This window comes from Arthrobacter sp. 10T413_2 (assembly GCF_056394205.1).
The window spans coordinates 1-1,329 of sequence record NZ_JBFTHK010000349.1 but is presented as its reverse complement, the minus strand read 5'-3'; the positions used below and the strand labels follow the sequence as shown (position 1 = coordinate 1,329).

Here is a 1,329-nt window from a genome sequence, read left to right as displayed (position 1 = left end):
CCGGCGATCGCGATCATGACGACCGGGGTGGCGATGCCGTCGTTGAGGCCGCTCTCGACGGTGATMAGCTGGCGGATCCGCGACGGCACGGCCGGGTTCGTTACCACGGGGATCCCGAGCGCGGCGTCGGTAGGGGCCAGCGCCGCACCGACGAGCAGGGCCAGCCACAGTCCGAACTGGGGAAAGAACCAGGCGGCCAGGACCCACCCGAACACAATCGTCACGGGCAGGCCGATTMCCAGCAGCCGCACATAGCGGCCCACGTCCCGGCGCAGCTCCTGAAGGGGCAGGCGGGCGGCGTCGGAGAACAGCACCCACACCAGGGTGACCTCGACAACAGTGGTGACACCCGGGGGAGGCGAGGCGTCATCGACCAGACCGGACCAGGCCATGGCCGCGCCCACAGCGGTGAACACAACGGGAGCGGTCAGGTCTGCCCGCTCCAGCCGCGCCGACACCAGCGCCCACGCGAACAAGGCGGCGGCGATCAGGACCAGGACCGTTGGCTCMACGTCGGCCTCCTTCCCCTMGGCTGATTCAYGTCATCGGCCCGGGGTGTTCCGGTCCGGCATCGGCTGGAAGGGCCCGAGCACGGCGGCGCGGTCACCGCCGGCAACAGCAACCCGGAGCGCGGTTCCCTCCTGCCCGGTCAGGGTCGCCATCACGGGATCGTCACCGAGCCGGCGAAGCCTCTTCCGTTCCTCGGGCCCTGCCGGGGCCACGCTGGCCGCGACGACGTGGAACAGTCCTTCGCTCCAGGCGGCCGGGCTGCCGCGCCAGGCGAACACGTCCGAGATCCACACGGTGTGCCCCCGCACCCAGCGGGTCTTGCCGGGCTTGAGCACCCGCACCGGGATGTTACCCGGGCGCTTGCGCAGGGCACTGTTGCGGGAGATGAGGATGAAGATGCCGAGGGCGCAGAGCCACAACGGCACCCTCACGAACACCAGAAGGGCCCAAATCATCTCGCTGCCTCCGCGTTTCGCATGYTGGTGCGCTCAGTCCGTCCGGGTGATGCCCGGGCAGCTCCAGGACCCGTCGAGGGCTGCGGGCCCGGGCCGGTACAACCTGAGGATGACAAACCACGGGCCCTTTGACGACGTCGGCAGCCAGTTCGACTCCCGCCCGGCCACCGGCGGATCCGGCTGCAGGTGCAGCGTCAACCCCCCGTCCCCATCCATCCGCAGCGCAGACGCGTGGTCGCCTACCGAGTACCGGTCGATCGGGTTCGGGATGAGATTGAGGTCCTCCGCCAAGTAGGCGGTCAGGGACCAGAACGCGTCCACCGGAGGCCGTTCCCCGGGCGGGAAGTGCAACGTGTACCGTACC

3 protein-coding genes are annotated in these 1,329 nt (G+C 69.8%); all 3 read right to left on the bottom strand.

Going from position 1 to position 1,329, the window contains the following annotated elements; genetic code table 11:
- The coding region (locus tag AC1DBQ_RS23365) for a cation:proton antiporter domain-containing protein (RefSeq protein WP_476930760.1) at positions 1-476 on the bottom strand (476 nt) is incomplete at its 3' end.
- Between the two features lie 66 nt (positions 477-542).
- A complete protein-coding gene (locus AC1DBQ_RS23360) occupies positions 543-965 on the bottom strand; it encodes a hypothetical protein (RefSeq protein ID WP_476930759.1) in 423 nt (140 codons plus the stop codon).
- A gap of 33 nt (positions 966-998) precedes the next feature.
- The coding region (locus AC1DBQ_RS23355) for a DUF1214 domain-containing protein (protein WP_476930758.1) at positions 999-1,329 on the bottom strand (331 nt) is incomplete at its 5' end.